17 protein-coding genes and 1 tRNA gene are annotated in these 17,108 nt (G+C 42.7%); 1 reads left to right on the plus strand and 17 read right to left on the minus strand.

Annotated elements, in window-relative coordinates:
- Positions 1–111: 111 nt before the first annotated feature.
- From K1J10_RS04800 to pcrA, 4 genes are all read right to left on the minus strand, one after another.
- Positions 112–912, minus strand: a complete 801-nt coding sequence (locus K1J10_RS04800; RefSeq protein ID WP_223356044.1) for an alpha/beta fold hydrolase — start codon at positions 910–912, stop codon at positions 112–114.
- A gap of 31 nt (positions 913–943) precedes the next feature.
- On the minus strand, positions 944–1,387 hold the full coding sequence (locus tag K1J10_RS04805) for a GNAT family N-acetyltransferase (RefSeq protein WP_129268848.1): 444 nt from the start codon (positions 1,385–1,387) through the stop codon (positions 944–946).
- 9 nt (positions 1,388–1,396) lie between these two features.
- Entirely contained in the window at positions 1,397–2,671 is a 1,275-nt protein-coding gene (locus K1J10_RS04810) for a DUF2130 domain-containing protein (RefSeq protein ID WP_023917750.1), read from the minus strand.
- 85 nt (positions 2,672–2,756) lie between these two features.
- Positions 2,757–5,042, minus strand: coding sequence for a DNA helicase PcrA (pcrA, locus tag K1J10_RS04815; protein WP_223356045.1), 2,286 nt, complete (start codon positions 5,040–5,042; stop codon positions 2,757–2,759).
- 198 nt (positions 5,043–5,240) lie between these two features.
- On the opposite strand from pcrA, the gene K1J10_RS04820 reads away from it, so the two are divergent.
- Positions 5,241–6,434 (plus strand): cation diffusion facilitator family transporter, encoded by a 1,194-nt coding sequence (locus tag K1J10_RS04820; protein ID WP_223356046.1) that lies wholly within the window; start codon positions 5,241–5,243, stop codon positions 6,432–6,434.
- An 88-nt stretch (positions 6,435–6,522) separates the two neighbouring features.
- Here the strand turns inward: K1J10_RS04820 and lepB are convergent, their stop codons facing one another.
- From lepB to K1J10_RS04885, 13 genes are all read right to left on the minus strand, one after another.
- The gene (lepB, locus tag K1J10_RS04825; protein WP_129822192.1) at positions 6,523–7,080 is read right to left on the minus strand and encodes a signal peptidase I; all 558 of its coding nucleotides are present in this window, start codon (positions 7,078–7,080) and stop codon (positions 6,523–6,525) included.
- Positions 7,081–7,231: 151 nt separating this feature from the next.
- Positions 7,232–8,737, minus strand: a complete 1,506-nt coding sequence (pyk, locus tag K1J10_RS04830; RefSeq protein ID WP_223356047.1) for a pyruvate kinase — start codon at positions 8,735–8,737, stop codon at positions 7,232–7,234.
- A gap of 60 nt (positions 8,738–8,797) precedes the next feature.
- Positions 8,798–9,811 carry a 6-phosphofructokinase gene (gene pfkA / locus K1J10_RS04835; RefSeq protein ID WP_223356048.1) on the minus strand — a complete coding sequence of 338 codons (1,014 nt, stop codon included), beginning with the start codon at positions 9,809–9,811 and terminating at the stop codon, positions 8,798–8,800.
- An 85-nt stretch (positions 9,812–9,896) separates the two neighbouring features.
- Entirely contained in the window at positions 9,897–12,998 is a 3,102-nt protein-coding gene (locus tag K1J10_RS04840) for a DNA polymerase III subunit alpha (RefSeq protein ID WP_223356049.1), read from the minus strand.
- 130 nt (positions 12,999–13,128) lie between these two features.
- Positions 13,129–13,216, minus strand: a tRNA-Ser gene (locus tag K1J10_RS04845).
- Positions 13,217–13,517: 301 nt separating this feature from the next.
- A complete protein-coding gene (locus K1J10_RS04850) occupies positions 13,518–14,150 on the minus strand; it encodes a hypothetical protein (RefSeq protein WP_223356050.1) in 633 nt (210 codons plus the stop codon).
- A gap of 4 nt (positions 14,151–14,154) precedes the next feature.
- The gene (locus tag K1J10_RS04855; protein ID WP_223356051.1) at positions 14,155–14,316 is read right to left on the minus strand and encodes a hypothetical protein; all 162 of its coding nucleotides are present in this window, start codon (positions 14,314–14,316) and stop codon (positions 14,155–14,157) included.
- 43 nt (positions 14,317–14,359) lie between these two features.
- Positions 14,360–14,665: a hypothetical protein gene (locus K1J10_RS04860; protein WP_223356052.1), complete on the minus strand. Its 306-nt coding sequence runs from the start codon at positions 14,663–14,665 to the stop codon at positions 14,360–14,362.
- 15 nt (positions 14,666–14,680) lie between these two features.
- The gene (locus tag K1J10_RS04865; RefSeq protein WP_223356053.1) at positions 14,681–15,433 is read right to left on the minus strand and encodes a CHAP domain-containing protein; all 753 of its coding nucleotides are present in this window, start codon (positions 15,431–15,433) and stop codon (positions 14,681–14,683) included.
- A gap of 85 nt (positions 15,434–15,518) precedes the next feature.
- Positions 15,519–15,779 (minus strand): phage holin, encoded by a 261-nt coding sequence (locus K1J10_RS04870; RefSeq protein ID WP_223356054.1) that lies wholly within the window; start codon positions 15,777–15,779, stop codon positions 15,519–15,521.
- Complete coding sequence (locus K1J10_RS04875; RefSeq protein ID WP_223356055.1) at positions 15,776–16,192, minus strand: hypothetical protein; 417 nt, start codon at positions 16,190–16,192, stop codon at positions 15,776–15,778. The genes K1J10_RS04870 and K1J10_RS04875 overlap by 4 nt, the downstream gene beginning before the upstream one ends.
- A gap of 25 nt (positions 16,193–16,217) precedes the next feature.
- Positions 16,218–16,886: a hypothetical protein gene (locus K1J10_RS04880; RefSeq protein ID WP_223356056.1), complete on the minus strand. Its 669-nt coding sequence runs from the start codon at positions 16,884–16,886 to the stop codon at positions 16,218–16,220.
- The gene (locus K1J10_RS04885) at positions 16,886–17,107 is read right to left on the minus strand and encodes a hypothetical protein (RefSeq protein ID WP_223356057.1); all 222 of its coding nucleotides are present in this window, start codon (positions 17,105–17,107) and stop codon (positions 16,886–16,888) included. The genes K1J10_RS04880 and K1J10_RS04885 overlap by 1 nt, the downstream gene beginning before the upstream one ends.
- Between the last annotated feature and the right edge of the window lies 1 nt (position 17,108).

Here is a 17,108-nt window from a genome sequence, read left to right on the forward strand (position 1 = left end):
GTTTGTGTGAATACTTACAGTTTACCCCAATGAAACGCTATGAGTTTTTTTGTTGCACTATATTTTACAATTTATCAACATAAAAAAGCTGGAAAGTATTCCAGCTTTTTTTTAGTTTAAGAATCCACAGACAGCCTCTTGAAATGCTTTATTTTCTTCATACAGAGCATGACCTGGATGCTTAAGAATAAGGAGCTGACAACCCGAAATCGCTTTTGCCAGTTCCTTAGATCCGTCCACACCAATCACATCATCTTCAAGCGCACCAAGAACCAAAGTCGGACATTGAATTTCTTTTAAGACTTCAAGGCTATTATGTTCCAGGCAAGACTGAGACTGAATGGCAATTCGTTTCTCATCCTTCATTCGTCCCAAACGACCCATGATATTATAAAGCAACCGCCACTTTTGATAGCTCTTTTGCGTGTAGGAATGCTTGGCAATATCCAGCATGAGATGCTTAAAATTTCCAGATTGACTAAGTTTTTGCCAATGCTCAATTCGTTCTCTAGCAAGTTGACTAGGTTTTGCAGTGGTCACGGCTAAGATGAGCTTTTGAACCTTTTCAGGAAAATCAACTGCCAACCATTGGGCAATCATTCCACCTTGTGAAATCCCTATGATATAGGCGGTATCTATGTTTAGTGTCTCCATTGCTTCTGCTACATCTGCTGCCATATCCCGTGTCGTATAGCCCTGCCTTAACTCATTAATTCGAGAAAAAACATAGATTTTATAATGCTTAGCAAGTAGACGATAAGAGAGGGAAAAGAGCTGGGCCTTTCCTTTAACGGTCTGAAGCCCATCCCCCAAGCCTGGTATAATCACTAATGGTTGCTTACCTTTACCAAATGTCACATAGTCCATGCTCTTATCGTTAAAATATAAGGTTTTCCCTTTTGTTGAAGACATTACTTCGTTCCCTCTACTATTTTTTCACGATTCATTTATGTTGAGTTTTTAAATGCAAGGCAAAGCCGGCAGTCACTTTTTCAAATCCAACTGCCTGATAAAACTGATGTGCAGCATTTCGTTCAGCGGTTAATCCACTATTTAAAGCCAGTGCCTCAACTCCTTCTTTTACCGCTTGTTTTTTCAATTCATCGATTAGCCTACTAGCAATTCCTTGTCGTCTTGTTTCTTTTGCGACTGACAAAGCTAAAATACGATAGTAAGATCCATCTGCTTCAAAAAAGAAGAGCTTTGCATAACCTAAGAAACCTAAAATTTCTCCGTTTCTTTCAGCTAGAAGACAGCCATAATGTGGTTGAGAAAGAATCATTTCTAAACGTCGAGACAGCTTAGAAGCGGTCGTTGGATAGCCCAAGTCTTCGTATAAAGACAGTAGGGCTTCAGCATCTTTCATGGTTGCTATACGTATCTGCATAGGATCCTCCTATTCCCCCTTCAAGGCATCAAACTTAGCCTTCATGGTCGGATTCTTTCGAGTCAATTTTTTAACAGAAACATCATCCAACTTATTATTGGCAAGTCGAAGTTGATTTTCGGATGTGGTGAGGAATTTCTTGACTTCTTCCATCCGCTTGATGGCTTTGTCGATTTCATCGATGGCTTTGCCAAAGTTGACAGAAGCCGAATTGTAGTTCTTAGCAAAGGCTACCTTAAAGGCATCCAGGTCTTCTTCAAAGTGGGTGATATCGATATTTTGTTCACGGACAAGAGCCAATTCCTGCTTGTACTTAAGAGAATTGAGGGCCGCATTGCGCAGGAGCCCAATGATCTGGATAAAGAACTGAGGACGGACGACATACATCTTCTCATACTCGTGGCTAACATCGACAATCCCTGTGTTGAAGTAGTCATTATCTGCCTCAAGCATAGTCACTAAAACCGCATATTCACAGTTCTTTTCTCGACGGTCCTTGTCCAATTCCTTGTAGAAATCCGCATTCTTATGCTTCTTCTCGGTCCCGTCGGCTTCATTCTTCATCTCAAACATGATGGAGATAATCTCCACTCCATTTTCATCACACTCGCGGAAGATAAAGTCGCCTTTAGACCCACGTGCAGAGACCTTGTTGTCCTTTTCAAAATAGGCATTTGGAAAGGCAAAACTGCGAACCTTGTTGAATTCACTTTCCGCATACTGCTCCAGACTTTCCCCGATGGCCTTGGTCGACTGCTGGGCCTTGAAATTCTTGTAGAACTCAACTTGCTCATTGGCTGCCTTAAGTTGGGCTTCATAGTTTTGCTTAACAGAAGTCAGAGAAAGCTCGTTTTCTTTTTCTTGTAATAGGAGCTGATTTTTGACCTGATCTCTTTCTTTCTCTAGATCAGAGAGCGTCTTTTGCAGTTGATTCTCATGCTCCAATCGCAAAGTGGCCAACTGATTCTCCAGCGCCTGCACTTCTTTTTCTTTCTCTAGCAGGCTTTGGCTAGCCGTTTGCTCCACCTCTTTTTTGGCCAATTCTTTTTCAGTATCAAACTGTTGAATCTGGTTCTGTAACTGGGCAATTTCTTGATCCTTCTTGGCTAACTTCTCTTGTTGCTCATTGAGGGCCTTTTGCTCAGCCAAAGCCAACTCTTGCCGAATCCGCTCATGAATTTCCTTGTCAAACTCAGCTGTCCGTACCTGTGACAAGAGTTCGCTGTATTGACTTTCATTGACTGTAAAGACTTCCCCACAGTTGGGACACTTGATTTCGTTCATAGTATGCCTCTTTCTCTATTCTTAGTATATTATATCATGCCACTTGGAAAATCAAAACCAGCAAGCTAAGCTTACTGGTTTCAGTTTATTTCTTCTCAATCGGAGCGACACTGGCCAAGAGTTTCTTGAGCCCCACTTCTGGGAAGTTGATCTTGAGTTCTTGGGTGTTGCCACTACCAGAGACTTCTAGGACAGTTCCTTCGCCCCACTTCTTGTGAATGGCAATATCACCAATGGCCCAAGCGACACTTTCTTTGGCGCTAGAACGGTTGCTATTGCCAAAGGGGAGGCTTGATGACGTGAGGGCACTTGGAGCTGCTTGTCTCTTGCGCTCTTGAAGGGCTTGTGACAGGCTCATTCCTTTTCCAAAGGTCGTTCCGCCTCCATTGCTATAAGAAGCCTTAAAGCTAGTGTTAGCTGGTCGCGCTAATCCTTGATAGGTCAATAAATCCGAGCTAATTTCATTGATGAAACGCGTCGGGCGGTTGTAGCTGGTCCGTCCAAAGAGCAAACGAGAGTTGGCATTGGTCAAGAAGAGAACCTTCTCTGCCCGCGTGATTCCTACATATGCTAGGCGACGCTCTTCTTCCAATTCATCCGGATCCTCAGCTGCTCGACTAAGAGGAAAGACATTTTCTTCCATCCCAATCAAGAAGACGACTGGAAACTCCAATCCTTTAGCCGCGTGAAGGGTCATCAAGGTGACTTCTGAGGTCTCTTGCGCTCCATCATCTGTATCGGCAATCAAAGCCAAATCGTTCAAGAAACGACTCAAGGTCTCCACACCTGTCTCGTCTTCGAGGGTTTCTCCGTTTTCATCAAAATTCTTAGTAACAGACAGGAACTCTTGGATATTCTCGATGCGGGCCTGACTTTCCAAGTTCCCCTGATTGGTTAGGGCCGTCATATAACCCGTCTTATCAAGGACTTCTTCGACCAACTCTGTAATGGTCAGCTGGTCCAGTCTTTCTCTCAAATCAAGAATGAGATTGGCAAAGTCCCAGATGGCTTGGGCTGCCTTTCCTTTGATGCCAGAGAGCATGATATTGGCTGAAGCATCTAGAAGTGAAGACTCTTGCATTTGGGCAAAGTCACGAATCTTATCCACTGTACCTGGCCCGATTCCCCGCTTGGGTTCATTGATAATGCGCTCAAAACTGATATTGTCACTGAGGTTGGCAATCAAGTTCAGATAAGCAATGACATCTCGAATTTCCTTCCGGCTGTAGAACTTGGTGCCCCCCACCATGGTGTAGGGAATGTTGGATTTGAGTAGCGCTTCTTCAATGGTCCGTGACTGGGCATTGGTCCGGTAGAGAACGGCAAAATCACGGTGCTTGTAACCCGCTTCGCGACTCAGCTCTTCAATGGTTTTGGCAACAAAGACCGCTTCATCCTGCTCGTCATTGGCCCGATAATAGACAATCTCTTCCCCGTCAGCATTTTGGGTCCAAAGATTTTTAGGTCGACGATTACGATTGTTTTTGATGACATCATTGGCTGCTTGTAGGATGGTTTTAGTGGAACGATAATTTTCCTCCAACAAGACGACCTTGGCATCAGGATAATCCTTTTCAAAATCCAGGATATTCTGCATATCTGCTCCCCGCCAGCCATAGATAGACTGGTCAGCATCCCCAACGACACAGATATTCTTAAAGCGTGAAGCCAAGAGTTTGACCAACTGGTATTGGGCATGATTGGTATCTTGGTACTCATCCACATGGATGTATTGGAACTTCTGCTGGTAATAGGTCAGCACATCTGGATGCTGATCAAAAAGACGCAGGGTCAGCATAATCAAGTCATCAAAGTCCACTGCTTCTGACTGCCGGAGTTCCTTTTGGTAAGCCTCATAGCACTTGGCGACGATCTGAGTATACATATCTCCAGCCTGGGCAGCATAGGCCACTTCATCGATCAGGTCATTTTTGGCATTGGAAATGGTCCCCAAGATGGTCCGTTCATTCCATTTTTTAGGATCTAAGTTCAAGGACTTCAAAATCCGCTTCATCAAGGTCCGTTGCTCACCTGGGTCGACAATGGTAAAGTTGCGATTGTAGCCAATGTGATCCGCATCTCGACGGAGAATACGCACACACATGGAGTGGAAGGTGGCAATCAAGCAATCTTGAGTCGCTGGGTTCAACTGATAGGCCCTCTCCTTCATCTCCCGAGCGGCTTTATTGGTAAAGGTAATGGCCAAAATATTCCAAGGATTGACCATTTTTTCATCGATCAAGTAAGCGATCCGGTGGGTCAAGACACGTGTCTTACCGGACCCAGCCCCCGCCATGATCAAGAGGGGACCTTCTGTCGTTTGGACCGCCTCTGCCTGGTGATCATTCATACCATTCAATAAAGGATTCATCTCATACTCCTCATTCATTCAATCATTCTATTATACCACATTTTCGCCCTTTCTCCTTTTGGAAACAGTTGGCATCATTTGAATTTTGCACTCAAAAAAGCTATAATAAAGCCTTAGGAAGAACGAATATTTCCTCATCAACAACGATCCAAGTTTGTCCCTTAGGAGGAAATCTACAGAAGTCTGGAGGAGTTATCAGTGAATCAATCACAAAGTAATTTAAAACTAGCCGAACGTGGAGCCCTGATTAGTATTGTCGCCTACCTGATTCTTTCCGCTGCTAAATTAGCAACAGGACATCTCCTTCACTCCTCCAGTTTGGTCGCGGATGGTTTTAATAACTTATCCGATATTATCAGCAACGTCGCCCTTCTCATTGGCATTCGCTTAGCCCGCCAGCCAGCTGACCGTGACCACCGGTTCGGTCATTGGAAGATCGAAGATCTAGCTAGCCTGGTGACGTCCATCATCATGTTTTATGTGGGTTTCGATGTCCTACGAGATACCGTTCAGAAAATCCTCAGTAGAGAAACCACTGTCATCGATCCTTTAGGAGCCATTGTCGGAGTCGGCTCGGCCCTGGTTATGTTTGCGGTCTACCTTTATAACCGGACCTTAGCTAAGAAAGCCCAATCCAAGGCCCTCAAGGCAGCTGCCAAAGATAACCTCTCTGACGTAGTTACTTCCTTGGGAACTTCTGTTGCGATTGGGGCTAGCGCTCTCAACTACCCCATTGTGGACCAATTGGTGGCCATTGTCATCACCTTCTTTATCCTAAAAACCGCCTACGACATTTTCATTGAATCCTCCTTCAGCCTCTCTGATGGGTTTGATGAAAGTCTCCTGGATAAATACAAGGCGGCGATTCTGGAATTACCAAAGGTTAGCCGGGTCAAATCCCAACGGGGACGGACCTACGGAAGCAATATCTACCTAGATGTTGTCATTGAAATGAATCCAGACCTCTCTGTTTATGAGAGCCATGCGATTACCGAAGAGGTCGAGCGCCTTCTCAAGGAAAAATTTGGCGTCTTTGATATCGATGTCCATGTGGAGCCAAGTTCTATCCCTGAAGATGAGATTTTGGACAATGTCCTTCTCAAGTTAAAGACCTATGAAGAACGCTTGCAGGCTCAGCAAGAATACCAAACCCTTCTTGCAGACAACTTCACCCTCATTAATGAATTCGGCCAAGAAAGTCACAAGGAGGACCTGGTCCGTTTGCAGGAAGAACATCAAATTCCTTTTAAGAATTTCGAGATCGAATCCATCAGTCAAAAGACTAAGTTGATTCGCTATGAGTTAAATAACCAGATCCATACCAGTCTCTGGCGGCGTCATGAACACTGGCAAAAGGTCTTTCACCAAATTACCAGTAAACAAGAAAAATAGCACTCTTTACCTCAATCTAACCAGAATAAAAGCTACTGCAATTCCTTTCTGCAGTAGCTTTTTTGTAAGAAAAAATAGTCCTCATGGACTATTCTTCTTCTTTAATAAAACCAAATTTATTTAGAGGGTACAATCTGAAATCGACAACACCCTCAATCTGATCTGCTTGAATATAACCAAATTCACGACTGTCTTTGGTATTGTTGCGATCATCATTTAGGACTAAGTAACTATGACTTGGTACTTTACCAGCCTTGGTTCCCTTAAGTTCTCTAGAGAAAAAATCATTTGTAAAATAATCGCCACTTGGGGCAGCCAAATGTTTGGTCTTCATCTTGTCCAAATACGGCTCTGCTGTAGCTACACCATTCAGATAAAAGACATCATCCACATAGCTGACCTCATCGCTCTCTATCGCAATGACACGTCCAAGATATTGTTTCTCTTTTACATGGTAGAGGACCAAGTCCGTTCGATCAATTTTCCCCTTTTTAGTCGCTAATACTAAATCATCTTTCTTAACGGAGGCATTGGCCATTTGATCAGATACCCACAATGGTTGAAAAACAAATAGGCGCAAAGTAATAAGTACCAAGCCCAATATTCCAATGATGATAATATTCCGAATCAAATCCCTTTTCGACATTCCTATCCCCCCTTTCAGCTCATTTCATTATACCATTTTATTAGACAATAAAAAAGGCCCACATTCCCAAATTGTCAGAAAATTGCTCTAAAAAGAAAAACCTTGTCTCCAAGCTTTAAACTTAGAAAACAAGGTTTGTTCATTGATTAGATTAACGGACTGTACGGATACGCATTGTGTTTGTACGAACAGCTTCGCCAAGTGGTACACCTGCAACGATAACGATATCGTCACCAGATTGTACAAGACCTGCTTCTACTGCTTTACGTTCTGCGATTTCGAACATATCGTCAGTTGATGATGGAGCTTCAGTCAACATTGGGATAACACCCCAGTTCAACATCAATCCACGCTCTGTCAATTCGTCAAATGTCAAGGCCAAGATGTCAGCATCTGGACGGTATTTAGAAATCAAACGTGCTGTGTGACCAGTCTTAGTCAATGTTACAATCAATTTGATGTCCATTGAGTTTGTAGCATCTTTAACAGCTGAAGCCATAACTTCTGTCTTAGAGTTACGTTCGAATGAATCTGAGTTCAAACGTCCGTATTCGTTAAGAAGAGTTTGAGCGTTCTTGTCAATAGTTGCCATTGTTGTTACAGACTCAAGTGGGTATTTACCATTTGCAGACTCACCTGAAAGCATAGTAGCGTCAGTTCCGTCGATAACTGCGTTGAAGACGTCAGATACTTCTGAACGAGTTGCACGTGGTTTTTCAGTCATTGTTTCAAGCATGTTTGTTGCAGTGATAACAACTTTACCAGCAGCGTTCACTTTTGTGATGATCATTTTTTGGTAAACTGGAACCATTTCGAATGGTACTTCGATACCCATGTCACCACGAGCGATCATGATACCGTCAGCAGCTTCAATAATTTCATCCAAGTTATCGATACCTTGTTGGTTTTCGATTTTAGCAAACAATTGAACGTGACCGTTACCAGTTTCTTCACAGATGGCACGAACTTCGTTTACGTCTTTTGCAGTACGTACGAATGAGATCGCGATGAAGTTGATACCTTGTTCCAAACCGAAGCGGATATCATCGTTATCGCGTTCAGCAAGAGCTGGGAAAGGAATTTTTGTGTTAGGGATGTTGACACCTTTTTGTTTAGCGATCACACCGTCGTTTTCAACTTCAACGATGAATTCACGACTTGCATCGTCTTTTTCTACAACACGAAGACCCAATTTACCATCGTCGATCAATACTTGGCGACCAACTTCAACGTCATCGTAGATGTCAAGTGCACCAGCAACGTTCAAGGCAATCACTTCACGAGTTGATTTGATACCTTGTTTAGTCGCAACACGGATTTTTTCACCAGTCTTGTATGAGTACTCTTTAGCATCGCCTTCGAACAATTCTGTACGGATTTCTGGACCTTTTGTATCAAGAAGGAAACCAACTTTTTTACCAGCGATTTCTTCTGCACGTTTAACTGTTGCCATACGATCACCTTGTTCTTGGTGGTCACCGTGTGAGAAGTTGAAACGGAAAGTGTTGGCACCAGCTTCGATCAATTTAGCGATGTTTTGTGCTGAAGCTTCAACGTCAAGTTTTTCACCCCAATATCCATCATCACCAAATTTTTTACCACCACGGATTTCTACCGCAGGACCTAAGGTTGCAACGATTTTTACACGTTTGTTCATGATTTCTATGACTCCTTTTAAAATACACTGTCTTTTTAGACAAATTTTAACAAATAAATATTAAATAGAAGATAAGCTACGGTTCAACTCTGCAAGGTTCAAGTCAGCCTTGTGAGGGTTGTTCACTTTAATCTTACCATCTTCAGTTAAGCTAAAGAGGGCACCTTCTTCAGCACTACCAAGAATTGGGTTTTCTACCATTTGTTCATTGCGGATACCAACAGCTACGCCACCGATACCATCTTTCAACAACTTAACAGCATGTGCACCCAAACGTGAAGCAAGAACACGGTCACGCGCAGTAGGTGAACCACCACGTTGGATATGTCCAAGTTCTGTTACACGAAGATCGCTTGTATCTCCAGCATCTTTCAAGGCTTTACCAAATTCAGCAGCAGACATCACACCTTCAGCAAGGACGATGATATTGTGTGTACGACCTTTTTCGTAGCCCTTCTTGATACTCTCAACGACATCCTCGATAGCAAAGCCTTCTTCTGGAATGATAATTTCATCCGCACCAGAAGCAATACCAGACCAAAGGGCGATATCCCCGGCATGACGTCCCATTACCTCGATAACGAAAGTACGATGGTGACTAGATGATGTATCGCGGATCTTATCAATCGCGTCCATAACAGTTGTAACAGCTGTATCAAATCCGATTGTAAAATCTGTACCAACGATATCATTATCAATTGTCCCAGGAAGTCCTACAGCTGGGAAGCCATGTTCTGTCAAACGCATCGCACCGTGGTATGATCCATCACCACCGATAACGACGACACCTTCGATTCCATGTTTCTTCAACTGCTCGATCCCTTTTAATTGACCTTCGCGTTCAGCAAATTCAGGATAGCGAGCTGAATGAAGCATCGTTCCACCACGAGAAATAATATCTCCAACTGATGAAGCATCCAATTGATGAATATCACCAGCAACCATACCAGCGTATCCATTATAGATACCAAATACTTCCATTCCTTCGGAAATTGCTTGGCGAACAACTGCACGGATAGCGGCATTCATTCCAGGGGCATCTCCACCACTGGTTAAAACAGCAATACGTTTCATTTCGATATTTGCTCCTTTTTTTTCTTTTACATTCTAAATGATTATAACACAAAGAGGCTCAAATTTCTCCTATTTTCCGTAGATTTTATCGATAAATCGTTTTCATAGCAATACTTGCCAGCTCATTTTCTAACTTCTCGTTTTTCTGGACGGAAACTCCTTTTAATTGAATGGTCTTTTTCTCCTCTTCATAGCGAATAACGACAGGATAAGGACCTGGATAAGCTTTTAAAATATCTAAGACTGCCCGGTCCTCCTGGTGATCAAACAATTGAATCCAAAAACGCTGATTGGTGGCTTCTTCTGCTTCCATTAAAACCATCTGAAGACGACCATCTCTAGATTGCACTTTTCCTTTGAGATAGTAATAGCCCTTCTCTCTTATTTTTGAGCTATAGTGGCGATAAATATCAGGAAAAAGAGTGACATCCATCTTCTTTTGGAGATCGGAAACTTGTAAAAAGGCCATATTTTCTCCATTTTTGGTTCGGATGGTCCGGATCGATTGAACTTCAACCAGGATAGTGGCCTGTTCTCCTTCGCTTAAAGAGGCGATCGGTCGAGTCGGTTTGCTACTTGCTGCTACAATTTCCACCAGAGGATGAGGGCTGAGACCGACCCCAATGACCCTCTGCTCCATTTCATACTTCTCGGCCTTGCTATAATCCTCAGCATCCATCCAAGAATAATTAGCCTGGCCAAATAAGCTACCCAATTCATCCGCAAAGACAAATAGGTTGGGAAGATTTTGAAGGACTTTTCTGCGATTCTTTTCAGAGCAGTCAAACAAGCCTAATTCTACCAGTGGCGTTAAGAGAGGAAGTTTGTGGTACTGGCTAGGCAAGCGCAAGATAAAATCTTCAATACTTTCAAAGGGACGTTGGTCAATAATCCAATAGGCTAGATCTTTTGGAAGACCCTTGATATTTTTCATCCCTAGATAAATCTTCTGATCTTGGAACTTATCCTTATAAGGAATGGTATTAATGGTCAAAGGAGCTACTTGGAAGTCAAATTGCAAAGCATCTGTCAAATAGTCACTACTAGAGTAGTTGAGCATAATGTCAAAGAAGACATCTGGATAATGGACTTTAAAGTAAGCCAATTGGAAGGCCAAGGCTGAGTAGGCATAGGCATGGGAACGGTTAAAGCCATAGCCAGCAAATTTTTCCATAATGGCAAAGACTTTCTTGGCTTTTTCTGCACTATGCCCAAGCGCGACAGCCCCCTTGATAAAATCATCTTCCATCCGATGCATTTCTGCCACGTTCTTTTTCCCCATGGCCCGTCTGAGAATATCGGCCTTTCCTAGACTAAAGCCAGCAAAGGTCTGGGCCACCTGCATGACTTGTTCCTGATAGAGCATGATGCCATAAGTTGGTGCTAGAATCCCTTCCAAAATAGGATCAATCATATCGACCTTCTCTTTGCCATGCTTGCGTTTGACAAAGTTATCGATATAGTCACTAGCCCCTGGCCGGTTCAAGGAAGTCGTCGCAACAATTTCTTCAAAACAGCTAGGTTGAACTCGTCTAAGCAAACGGATAGCACCCGTTTGCTCAAACTGGAATATTCCCTTGGTATTACCCGCAGCAAATAAAGCAATCGTTTCTGGATCTTCTAGAGGAATATCCTCAATTTTAATATCCTTTTGATATTTTTCCTTCACTGCTTCCTGCATCCGTTGAGCAAAGGTCAAATTTCGCAGTCCTAAGAAGTCCATCTTGAGCAAACCATTTGCCTCAACACCATGGGCATCATATTGGGTCAGATTCATCTCCTCACCCATCTTGATCGGAATTTGATTGGTGAGGTCTTCACCACTCATGACGACACCTGCCGCATGAATCGATGTCTGACGCGGTTGCCCTTCAATCCTCTTCGCAATTTCAAATCCCTTACGGTATTCCGGACGACTTTGGATGGCTTGACGAAAAGCTAAATTCTTTTCGTAAGCAGAAGCTAAGGTGTCCCGTAAGCCAATCCGCTTGGTAAGGTTGGTTAACTCATACTCTGGGGTTCCAAATCTCTTAAAGACATCTCGAATGGCTTGTTTCGCTCCAAAAGTTGAGAAGGTCACAATTTGAGCCACATGAGGACTGCGGTAGCGATTTTTAACATACTGGATAAATTTGGGACGATAGACATCTGGAATATCAATATCAATATCTGGCATGGTATAGCGCTCTAAGTTCAAAAAACGCTCAAAGAGGAGATTGTTCTTGACTGGATCAATCCCTGTGATATCCAAGGCATAGGCTACTAGACTACCAACTGCTGATCCACGGCCCATCCCCATATAGTATCCCTGACTTCGACCAAACCGTAATAAATCCCAGACAATCAAGAAGTAGTCATCAAAGCCCATCTGATGGATGACCGCTAATTCATGACGCAAACGCTCTTGGTAAACCGTCTGGTCCAGCCCCTTGCTTCTCAAACCTTCTTCAGCCAATTCACATAATTCCTCGACAGCAGGCTTCTCTGGATTAAAACGGGGAAGCTTTAATTGCGTATCAATCTCATAATGAACAGCCGCAAGGGTCTTCTCTAGATAAGAAATACTATCTGGATAATTATGAGCAAAGGCCCGCTCCAACTCTTCTGGTGGCAGGAACATCATAGAAGTGTCAACAGCTCCTACTTCCTTCAGACTGCAATTATTACGAATAGCGTGGAGCATCTGAAGACTCTCCAAATCACTCGTAGAAAAATATCGGACCGTATGGAGTGGGAAAACAGGACGAGAAAACTGTTTCGCTGGAGTATCTGGAAAGACACCAATCGAAAAGTCTTGCCCCAAGTCTAAATACTCAATCCCTTCAAAATAGGGAACGACGATGGCTAGATCATCCAAAAAGTGTTGGAAGGCCGACCAGTCTGTTGTCCCCATCATTTTCATGCTGGAAATCTTGATTAAATGTTTATAGCCTTTTGTTCCTAATGCAATCAAACGGATAGATAAAGGACCCACCGGTAACTCGACCTCCAAATCAAGACCTAGGACAGCCCCCATACCAGCTTTTTGACACTCTTCTAAAAACTCGTAGCCCCCATATAAATTATCTATGTCCATGAGACCAATTTGTTGGTAACCCATTTCTTTGGCACGCTGAATATAGTCTCGAATAGAGACTAAACTGTCCATAAAGGTATAAACCGATTTTGTGTCCAGTTGTGAAATCACCTTGCACTCCTTTTCGTCCGTTCTTTCCTTCTATTATACAGGAAATCCGACAAAGAAGACACTCTTACCCATTGCCAATCCTGCCTAACAAAAAAAAAACAAATCGATAGATCTGCTTTTCTTTCTTATACGGAAGACATGGGATTCGAACCCACGCACGCTGTTACACGCCTACCGCGTTTCCAACACGGCCTCTTAAGCCTCTTGAGTAATCTTCCAAACTAGTATCCATTATACGGAAAAGCGCTCCTTCTGTCAACAAAAAATTTAGGAATCGCTCACAAGATATCATTGGTTGATAGATTTTAAAGAAACAAAAACGACAAGGGATTTGTCGTTTGTATATATAAAAATGGAGCCGGTGGGAGTCTGACAAAAGTTTATGTATCAACTTATATCATATTTTGGGTCTGTTTTAGGAACTGCTTCTAAAACTCCACAACTTCATCGCCACATTTTTAGTTTGGGCATAGCCCCAAATAAAGTTCAAGTTTTATTTTTTATAGACACAGAAGGAAGTTATTTAAGCTGGTACATGACACGGATGATTGTTTTGTGGAATATTTTAAATGGGTCACTTTGGTTTAAAAAAGCGTTATCAAAATTTAAACCCTTAATATCGTTGATTGGATTAATAACCTTTACGCTAAGCTCCCAATAAAATGCGTTAACAGTCCGTTTGACAGCATCAATCGTAAGTGTACCACGACTGGCAGAAATGATATTGCCAACTGTTGGATAATTGACCCACTCAGTATTGTTGATATTTGGACTAGCACCGTATCCGTAAGCATTTTCGTCAGTCGAATGATCTGGTAACTGTAGCCCGCATCCGTTATCAAACCAAATCGTCCAAGGAAATGTGGTACGGTCCAGCGTGTATGCCATAGGCGCACGTCTGACAGTTGATGTACCACTACTCCCGACCTGCGAACGAGTGACAAATGGATCACCGCCATTTTTTAGCTTAGTGTCGATCAAAGCATCAAGCCCTAAATCTATGTGCTTATCTCTGATGTTAGTGGCCATTTGAGATTGTAGTGTAGCGTAGGTCGGAAATAATTCGTAGGCTTTGTCTATTTTTAAACTATTGGATTGGAGGTTTTTTATGTCACTACCAATCGCTCTAATAACCTCTAAAAAATTATTCATAGCTTTATGCCTTTGCAGATGCGTATACCGCTACTAGATCAACAGTTTCTAGGTCAGTAAATTTTTGGCCAAGCTCAGTCATTTTTGAGACGATAGCCCCATCAGAGCTACTGCCGGCGGAGATCTTCTCGGCAATCTCTTTGAGTGTATCTAACTCTTCTGGCACACCTTCACCTAAGATGGTTGTTTTGACACCTTGAATGGCAGCGTTAAGTTGCTCTTGTGTGATCCCGCCTTGTCCAACTTCCGACTTGCACGATCTCGACCAGATATGATCCAATTGGCAAAACTTTTTCAAATTTGAAAGTCACTTTTGATTTCTCGACAAGGCTTTCAAACGTGAGCTTGCCCTTCGAATTGTAGATTCTAACAGTTGCATTTTGCCCATTCAATTCATTGACAGGCTTGCATCGTTCATCCAACAATTCATATCCAAACAAAGAGGCGCTATCCCCTTGTTTAACAATAGCACCACCTTCAAATTGCTTTAGATTCGTAGAATTTAATAATGTCATTAAATCCTCCTTGTTTTAAGAGAATGAGCCGAAGTCTGTGATCCGTTGCCCATTCTCTGATTGACCGACTGCTACATAGCGACGATTGCCGGATGATCCAATGTACGTGATCCAGATATAACCATCATTATCAAGCCATCCGTCATAGTTGATTTCTTGGCCAGCAGTATAAACTGCCACAATCTCACCTAAAAGCCCTGCAGAAGCCCGTACATTGAGTGCTGACACTTCGACTGTGAATGTACCTGTCTCTGGGTTGAATCCATTGGAGTCAACTGTAAGAGGATCTGATGGCGTGATAGGTTCTACTTGTGCCGGTTGACCATCAACCGGGAAATAAAACCACCCGACAATGGCAGTAAAATCACGGGTATTATATCGTGCCGGGCCACCAACATATAGACTGTCTTCGTTACCATCGATATTTTGTTCAATGGTACGCATGGTGTACCCATCACTATCCTCGATCACTAGACCAGTATGACCGTATGAATGACCGAACAAGTAAGTAGTTTCTTGTACAAACACAGCCCCAGCTCGTGGTTTGCTGTCCGCATCGCCCTCTTGGTTATATTCCACCTCATAACCTAAATCACGGGCAGAATTGAGTAGATCAATAGCATTGCCCCAGAGAGTTTTGCCGAAAAAGTAAGTAGAGATTGCATTAGGTAGTGCAGCGCATTGCATCCCCCATTTGCTCATAGATACACCGGTGCCAGCATCTGCTAACTCTTCTGCATATCCCAAAATATCATTTAAAGTAGCCATTTATTGCTCCTTTCTAAAATCAAAAGCCACCACCCAAAAATAGGCAGTGGCTAACAAAAAGATTGTTACTTTAAGAGCCAGTCTTTTAATCAGCATTTGGCTCATGGTAGTCAAGCGCTCGTGTACTATCGCTCAAACCTGTTGTGGTAGGGTCATTGACGACGCCAACCAAAACAAATAGCGCAAATAGCACATTGACGAATACCAAGATTTTATCAACAGTTTGGCCAAACTCTAACTTGATGCCAAAAATGTCAGCAAAAGCCTGGGAGAGCAATGCCAAAGCTGGCACAAGAGCGAGCCAAAAGTTTTTGTTTTTCAAACGTACAGTCCAGTTGATTTTCATAGTTGTTCCCTCACTTCTAATTTGATGTATTTATTAAAAAGGGCGTCAATGTAACCATTTCCGCCTAGCTTTTTATAACTTTGATGCATTTTGTGGATCACATCCGACTCGTGTACAGATGTGTGCCCACGTTTAAGAGCAGTATTGATGTCACGCTCTAGTCTCAAATACATCGTGACTAGATGCGCTTCATCGTGTACTGCTAATTTTTCGTTTACTTCGTTAATTTTCTTGTTGTTGTCCTCGCCAACTTCTTGGACGGTTTCCACAGCGTGTTGGATGGAGCCTAATTCACTTTTTAGTTCATTAAATTGCTCTTTGTTGAGGTTTGCAGACTTGCTCGCCTTCATTCCAAACCAGCCTGTTGCTACGACACCAATCGTTGGTGCGAGGTGTGCGATTAGATCTGCCAAACTCAATCGGTCACCATCCCTTCTACTAGATTAAGGGTTGTGGTGTAGCTGTGGCTACTGGTTGAGTTTCCAAATTGCTAGGAGCTTCTTCTTTCGGCTTAGTCCACTTCCAGATGCCAATCTTACCGTTTTGGTAAAGGCTATCCAGTTGCTCCAAGGTCTCGCCTTGATATGTAAATGGTTCATTTACTTGGATCATGATACGCTTACCTTCTCCAAATGCTTCAGTATGATTTGGATCTTCGATCGTAAAGATCTCTTGTGGTTGGTAAGTCTTACCAGTTTCTCCAAGATCGACCAATTCAAGGCCACGTTTAAATACAGTCGGATCAAGTGGATTTTCAACATCGGTCACACGGGCCAACACGTTCCATTCGGCTACTTCCTTGATTTTCTTAATTTGGTTCGCTTTTTCTTCGTTATCCTTCGTTAGAGCTAGGATTTTAGCAATAGCATCATTGTTAGCTTCCACAGATTTGTCAAGCTCTTTCTTGATTGCTACCACAGCACCAGACGTGTCCAACTCCATGCGAACAATGTTCAAAACTGCCTCAACCAGTGTTGCATCATCTTCGTTTGTTCGATTCGTTGGCAAGGTTTCCTCAAATACCCGATATGGGAAGTCTTGCTTGATTGCTACCTTGGTAGTGTTAGCTACTGCATCGTATGATTTAAATTGTACTTTATAATCCATTATTTAGTTACCTCGTTTTTATTTTTGATTTCTTCAAAGAGTTCTTGCAATGCGTTGTCAGATTCAAGAACAGAGCGATATGTTTCCAGCTCTTGAATGAGCTGTGCTTTTTCCTGCTGTGATTCGGTCAATCGTGCTTTGAATTCAGCTTCATTGATTGATTTACTAGCTAACTGATTAGCTAGATCTGTGATGATTGATACATAAGTATTTTCGTTCATT

The organism is Streptococcus australis (assembly GCF_019930045.1).
Classification (GTDB): domain Bacteria; phylum Bacillota; class Bacilli; order Lactobacillales; family Streptococcaceae; genus Streptococcus; species Streptococcus australis_D.